The following is a 6498-nucleotide window of genomic DNA, read 5'->3' as shown; positions in this document are numbered from 1 at the left end:
TGAATGCCGAGCAAGTTGGTGAGTATCTTTGACTCACCTTCGGCAAACTCACCGCTTTCACGGGCTAAGATCGCCATCGCGGAGAGCTCATCGCGCATTTTCGGCGCTTGATGACCGCTGGCTAGGCGCTTGGTGATTTGCTCTGAAAACCACACGAACGGCGTTAGGGCCCACACCATCCAACGCAAAGCAATGGCTGAAGCAGGCGCGAGCTGACGCCAGTAGGTCGCGCCTAGGGTTTTCGGCACAATCTCAGACAGCACCAAAATGCCAAGCGTCAGTACGCCAGAGAACACGCCCAACCACTGACTGCCAAACACCACCGCCGCCTGAGCGCCTGCACTGGCCGCACCAATAGTGTGGGCGATGGTATTGAGGGTAAGAATCGATGCCAATGGGCGGTCGATGTCCTGTTTTAAGGTCGCCAGTTTGCTTGCCGCAGGGTGACCTTGCTGGCGAAGCTGGGCAATGTAACTTGGGCTGATGCTGAGCAGCACCGCTTCTAACACGGAGCAAATAAACGATACGCCAATCGCAACAGAGACGTAAATAATGAGCAGTAACATAGAGTTCCTATAGCAAAAACAACCCGAAAATTGAACGCATTCAGGTAGCGTAGCATGGTATTGACGCCAGTGATAACCGACGGCGAATCCCATTCTGAGGCTATAAATACGGCTAATTCACTGAAAAAACAAGCATCCGATCACAGTGTGAAAGTAACAAATTGTGAGTTGAAGCTCATATTATGGCTAAAAGTACGCCATGAAAGTCAAAGATCGCCGACAAACCTTTGCCAGATGGGGCATTTATGTTTTAGAGTGAGTTGAATTCGATAACCTATGAGAAGGGAAACCTAATGAACAAGACCCAATTAATCGACTTTATCGCAGAGAAAGCAGACCTATCTAAAGCGCAAGCTAAAGCTGCTCTTGAAGCAACTCTTGACGGTGTGACTGACGCACTTAAAGAGGGTGACCAGGTTCAACTAATTGGTTTTGGTACATTCAAAGTAAATCACCGTGCAGCGCGCACTGGCCGTAACCCTAAAACAGGTGCTGAGATCCAAATCGCAGCAGCTAACGTGCCAGCTTTCGTTGCAGGTAAAGCTCTGAAAGATTCTGTAAAGTAATCGACTTGTTTCATCTTCTATTGCCTTCCTAAGCACGATATTGAATCAATGACGTAAATCCGAGCACTCAGCGACAGGGTTTATGTTGTCAAATGTCATTAGGCAATGAAACAAAATGGGTTACACTACGCCAAGGTATCGATACCTTGGCGTTTTTTATGTCCGGTATTTTTTCTGGCGTGTCTTTTCCTGCGTTGGTTTCTTGATATGAAAGTCTTATTATGAAAAAGCTCATTCTTCCTCTCTTGTTGTCTTCATTGATGGTTGGCTGCTCGTCAACGGTCTCTACCCCTAATCTTGACCAGTTTTCCGAGTATTCTGGCGGCTCGGTGATGGGGGACACCACCAGTCTGTTTTGGTATACCGAATACCTCTCAAGCCCGTTTACGGCGGCCGATTACATTACGGCCGGGGAGTATGGCTGGTATAAAACCGATTACCGTTGGGATGAAGGTGAGCTGCGTGAGTTGATTCGAGAAGGTGAGCAACTGAGCCTGCAGCAGAGTAATGAGCAAGAACTCGTGCCGTATCGTATTCACGCTCGCTTCAATAAAAACGGTGAGGCGATTTATCAGCAATACCGGATGGACGGCAAGGTGTTCCCGCTGCGCGCGTCCATGATGGAACAGTTACAGCAAGAGGCGCGCAATATCGGTGTAAAAACCAAGCAGCAAGCGAAGCAAGGGATTGAGCTCGTCCAAGGCTACTGGGATGGCAGTGAGTTTGAAAGCTGTGAAGGGCGCAGTTACACCGAGATTGAGTTCAACCAGACACTGCCGTCGTTTGTGGTGAGCCGTTTGGCATCGATTGATAGCTATGTGGCGTTTCTAGGCTCGACTCGCGGCAATCGTGTAGTGGTCGAAGAGTTGCTGATGTTGGCGGAAGACAGCCATGATTGTCTACAGCGGACGGTGTTGGTGGAGTAGGGGGAAGAAGTTCCTAGTGCCTAGTTCCTAGTGGCTAGTGCCTAGAGGGTGATGGGCAATGGGTGGTAGGTAATGGGTAATGGGTGATGGGTAAGGGAAAGAAAGAGAGAAAAGGCACGCGGGGCGTGCCTTTTGTGATCATGGGGCTTAGAGAATAGCTAGGGATTACTTTTCTTGCTCACGAGCGATGGCGCGGTAGCCGATGTCGTTGCGGTGGAACATGCCATCCCAGCTGATCTGTTTGGCCAGTTGGTAAGCGCGTGCTTGCGCTTCAGAGACGGTGTTGCCAAGGGCTGTCGCGCACAGAACGCGGCCGCCGTTGGTGGTGACGTTGCCGTCTTTCTCTGTGGTGCCGGCGTGGAATACTTTCTCGCCTTCTACTTCGCTGGTCGGTAGGCCAGAAATCACATCGCCTTTGTTGTAATCACCTGGGTAACCGCCCGCTGCGAGAACAATACCGATAGACGCACGTGGGTCCCATTTTGATTCTACTTGATCCAGCTTCTTGTCGATGGCCGCTAGGCAAAGCTCAACCAAGTCAGATTCCATACGCATCATGATAGGTTGCGTTTCTGGGTCACCAAAGCGGCAGTTGTACTCGATCACTTTTGGCGTGCCGTCGCTATCGATCATCAGACCTGCGTAAAGGAAACCTGTGTATGGGTGACCTTCTGCTGCCATGCCGCGCACGGTTGGGTAAATGACTTCATCCATAATGCGGTTGTGGATCTCAGGGGTGACCACTGGCGCTGGTGAGTAGGCGCCCATACCGCCGGTGTTCGGGCCGGTATCTTTATCGCCAACACGTTTGTGGTCTTGGCTGGTGGCCATTGGCAGTACGTTCTCGCCATCGACCATCACGATAAAGCTCGCTTCTTCACCGTCAAGGAACTCTTCGATCACCACGCGGCTGCCTGCTTCGCCAAACGCGTTGCCTGCGAGCATGTCTTTGATGGCGTCTTCCGCTTCTTCCAGTGTCATCGCAACAATCACACCTTTACCTGCCGCTAGGCCGTCAGCCTTAACCACAATTGGTGCGCCTTGTTCACGTACGTAAGCAAGCGCAGGCTCGATGTCAGTGAAGTTCGCGTAGGCGCCCGTTGGAATAGCGTGACGCGCGAGGAAGTCCTTCGTGAATGCTTTAGAGCCTTCAAGCTGAGCCGCCGCTTCTGTTGGGCCAAAGATAGGCAGACCCGCTGCGCGGAAGGCATCCACCACACCGATAACAAGCGGCGCTTCAGGGCCAACAATCGTCAACTCAATCGCTTTCTCTTTGGCAAATGCCACGAGCGCTTCGATATCTTCCACGCCGATGTTGACGTTTTCCAGTTTTGGCTCAAGCGCCGTACCCGCATTACCCGGTGCAACGAAAACCGTCTCTACTTTAGGGTTTTGCGCGGCTTTCCAGCCCAGTGCGTGCTCACGACCGCCCGCACCAATAATCAATACGTTCATATGAAAATCCTTAAATTTAGGCGATAGTTCCTAGTTTCTAGTTTCTAGTTTCTAGTTTCTAGTTTCTAGTTTCTAGTTTCTAGTTTCTAGTGCCTAGTTCCTAGTTCCTAGTGCCTAGATGTCCCTCTAGGGACTAGGAACTGACTTCTAGAAACTGACTTCTAGGAACTAGGCACTCAATCTTAGTGACGGAAGTGGCGCATGCCTGTGAAAATCATCGCCATACCATGCTCATCGGCCGCAGCGATCACTTCGTCATCACGCATTGAGCCACCTGGTTGAATCACACACTTGATACCCGCTTCTGCTGCCGCATCGATACCGTCGCGGAATGGGAAGAAGGCATCAGAGGCCATGACGCAGCCTTCAACCTGTAGACCTTCGTCTGCGGCTTTGATGCCAGCGATTTTCGCCGAGTAAACACGGCTCATTTGGCCAGCGCCTACACCAACAGTCATGTCGCCTTTAGAGTAAACAATCGCGTTCGATTTCACGTATTTCGCCACTTTCCAGCAGAATAGTGCGTCTTTCAGCTCTTCTTCTGTGGGTTGACGCTTAGAGACCACTTTCAGGTCAGACGCATCGACCATACCTTGGTCACGGTCTTGAACAAGCAAGCCACCGTTAACGCGTTTCAGGTCAAAGCCTGTGGTCTTAGTTGTCCACTCGCCACACTCAAGCAGACGAACGTTCTTCTTCGCGGCCACGATGTCGATCGCTTCTGCGGACACAGAAGGCGCGATGATCACCTCAACAAATTGACGTTCAGTGATCGCCGTTGCCGTTTTTGCATCGAGCTCACGGTTGAAGGCGATAATGCCGCCAAACGCAGAGGTTGGGTCTGTTTTGAATGCACGGTCGTAAGCGTCTAGGATGTTGTCGCCCAGCGCAACACCACATGGGTTCGCGTGCTTAACGATCACACACGCTGGCGCATCAAACTCTTTCACACATTCAAGCGCGGCGTCAGTGTCCGCGATGTTGTTGTAAGAGAGCGCTTTACCTTGGATTTGGCGCGCAGTAGACACAGACGCTTCTTCTGGGTTGGCTTCCACATAAAACGCCGCCGCTTGGTGGCTGTTTTCGCCGTAACGCATGTCTTGCTTTTTGATGAACTGCTGATTGAAGGTGCGAGGGAATTTGGACTCTTCGTCCCCCTCTTTATTGTCACCGTACGAAGGCACCATAGTACCAAAGTAGTTCGCGATCATACCGTCGTAAGCTGCGGTGTGCTCGAAGGCTGCGATAGCGAGGTCGAAACGCGTCTCTAGAGTGAGAGATGTCTCGTTCGCGTCCATTTCCGCGATGACGCGGTCGTAGTCGTGCGCGTTGACAACGATGGTCACGTCTTTGTGGTTTTTCGCCGCAGAGCGAACCATGGTTGGACCACCGATATCGATGTTTTCCACTGCGTCTTCGAGTGTGCAGCCTTCTCTGGCAACCGTTTGTGCAAACGGGTAGAGGTTCACCACCACCATATCGATTGGGTTGATGCCGTGCGTCGCCATCACGTCGTCATCTTGACCACGACGACCCAGTACGCCACCGTGAACTTTCGGGTGGAGCGTCTTAACGCGGCCATCCATCATTTCTGGGAAACCGGTGTAGTCAGACACTTCAGTGACCGCGATACCTTGCTCTGCCAATAGGCGAGCCGTACCACCAGTCGATAGAATATCAACACCACGGTCAGCGAGTGCTTGGGCAAACTCAACGATACCGGTTTTGTCTGAAACGCTTAACAGAGCGCGGCGAATAGGACGAGCGTTAGTCATGCTTCCATCTTCCTCAAATTCACGAAGTTCAATCAAATGAACGATTAACAATAGTCAGGGGTAATTTATGGCGCGTATTCTAACCAAGTTAGCGCCAAAAAGCTCGCGCAATCGTTTGGCATCGCAAAAAAATTCAAATTTATCGTTACTAGAGGGGGAGTGCCTAGTTCCTAGTTCCTAGAGGGAGGAGACAGTTAGGAGGCGTAGAGGATTTTGGCGTTGGTTGCGCCGGCTTTCATGTCAGGGAGACCATCGTGGTAGAGGGTGACTTGGTTGCGGCCGGTTTGTTTGGAGTAGTACATCGCTTTATCGGCTTGGATTAGCAGGTCTTTGCTTGAGGCGATGGAGGGATTGACCTCGGCAATGCCAATACTGACGGTAGGATGGATGGCGTGGCCGTCCACTTGGCATTCCGTCGTTGCGATCGATTCACGGATACGCTCTGCGACGTCGTAGGCATCGATCGCGTTGGTGTGGCTGAGCACGACACCGAACTCTTCACCGCCGAGACGGCCAAGATAATCGCTGCCTCGCACCACCTGTTTACAGATCTGCGCGACGTGCTTGATCACCTCATCGCCAGATAAATGACCGACTTGGTCGTTAATTTCTTTGAAGTGGTCAATGTCTATCATCAGACAAGCGAGCGGGACTTGCTGCTTTTGAGCTCGGCGCAAGGCGCTATCGAGGCCAGAGAAAAACGCGCGGCGATTGAGAATTTCCGTCAGCTCATCGGTCTCAGATAAGGTTTTTAGCTCTTGCTCTAGCAGGTGCGTACGGGTGACGTCGCGCACTGACCAAATTACGCGCGGGCCATGGGCGCTGCTTTGCGGCACGTAGCGCAGGATCGCTTCAAACCAGTTTTCGCTCTCTGCACCCATCGACTCAATGCTATCAATCGGCATCATCAGTAAGTCGGTCGGGGCGATGGCGTATTTGACCACTTTGTCGCGTTTGTGCTCAAACACTTCTTCTAAGTAGCTGAGCAGTTGATTGGCTTTGTTGGCGACCAAAACGTCGCTAAGGTGGAGGCCCGTATAGCGCTCGACATCAAACCCTGCGGCAAAGTGCGCGCCGCCAAAGCTGTCGGTATAGTGACCTTGCTCATCGAGAATAAAGACGTGATCAGGCAACGAGCTTAGCACATAGCTCAGCCACTCTTCTCGGCTGTCTGTTGGCATGATCTATCTTCCTGATAATTGAGCAAAAA

Annotated in this window: 6 protein-coding genes; 2 read left to right on the top strand and 4 right to left on the bottom strand. The window is 51.7% G+C overall.

Features of this window, described 5'->3' with window-relative positions:
* The coding region (locus AC6R10_RS18590; RefSeq protein WP_500673149.1) for a CNNM domain-containing protein at nucleotides 1-566 on the bottom strand (566 nt) is incomplete at its 3' end.
* A gap of 293 nt (nucleotides 567-859) precedes the next feature.
* Between AC6R10_RS18590 and hupA the strand changes: the two genes are divergently transcribed.
* Together hupA and AC6R10_RS18580 are read left to right on the top strand one after the other, a co-directional pair.
* Nucleotides 860-1132, top strand: coding sequence for a nucleoid-associated protein HU-alpha (hupA, locus tag AC6R10_RS18585; protein WP_100754166.1), 273 nt, complete (start codon nucleotides 860-862; stop codon nucleotides 1130-1132).
* Between the two features lie 221 nt (nucleotides 1133-1353).
* Nucleotides 1354-2058, top strand: coding sequence for a DUF1481 domain-containing protein (locus AC6R10_RS18580; RefSeq protein WP_500673148.1), 705 nt, complete (start codon nucleotides 1354-1356; stop codon nucleotides 2056-2058).
* 165 nt (nucleotides 2059-2223) lie between these two features.
* Here the strand turns inward: AC6R10_RS18580 and purD are convergent, their stop codons facing one another.
* The 3 genes from purD to AC6R10_RS18565 all read right to left on the bottom strand — a co-directional run bounded on the left by purD (nucleotide 2224) and on the right by AC6R10_RS18565 (nucleotide 6469).
* Nucleotides 2224-3513, bottom strand: coding sequence for a phosphoribosylamine--glycine ligase (purD, locus tag AC6R10_RS18575; RefSeq protein ID WP_334554735.1), 1290 nt, complete (start codon nucleotides 3511-3513; stop codon nucleotides 2224-2226).
* 182 nt (nucleotides 3514-3695) lie between these two features.
* A complete protein-coding gene (gene purH / locus AC6R10_RS18570; protein WP_500673147.1) occupies nucleotides 3696-5288 on the bottom strand; it encodes a bifunctional phosphoribosylaminoimidazolecarboxamide formyltransferase/IMP cyclohydrolase in 1593 nt (530 codons plus the stop codon).
* A gap of 194 nt (nucleotides 5289-5482) precedes the next feature.
* On the bottom strand, nucleotides 5483-6469 hold the full coding sequence (locus tag AC6R10_RS18565) for a sensor domain-containing diguanylate cyclase (RefSeq protein WP_500673146.1): 987 nt from the start codon (nucleotides 6467-6469) through the stop codon (nucleotides 5483-5485).
* Between the last annotated feature and the right edge of the window lie 29 nt (nucleotides 6470-6498).

The organism is Vibrio sp. R12-SG2-ISO1 (genome assembly GCF_059834045.1).
This window is presented reverse-complemented; position numbering and strand designations above follow the sequence as displayed.

Excerpts from the sequence above, each read along its gene's own strand:
- hupA (WP_100754166.1), top strand. The coding sequence starts at position 860 with ATGAACAAGACCCAATTAATCGACTTTATCGCAGAGAAAGCAGACCTA.
- AC6R10_RS18580 (WP_500673148.1), top strand. The coding sequence starts at position 1,354 with ATGAAAAAGCTCATTCTTCCTCTCTTGTTGTCTTCATTGATGGTTGGC.
- purD (WP_334554735.1), bottom strand. The coding sequence starts at position 3,513 with ATGAACGTATTGATTATTGGTGCGGGCGGTCGTGAGCACGCACTGGGC.
- purH (WP_500673147.1), bottom strand. The coding sequence starts at position 5,288 with ATGACTAACGCTCGTCCTATTCGCCGCGCTCTGTTAAGCGTTTCAGAC.
- AC6R10_RS18565 (WP_500673146.1), bottom strand. The coding sequence starts at position 6,469 with ATGCCAACAGACAGCCGAGAAGAGTGGCTGAGCTATGTGCTAAGCTCG.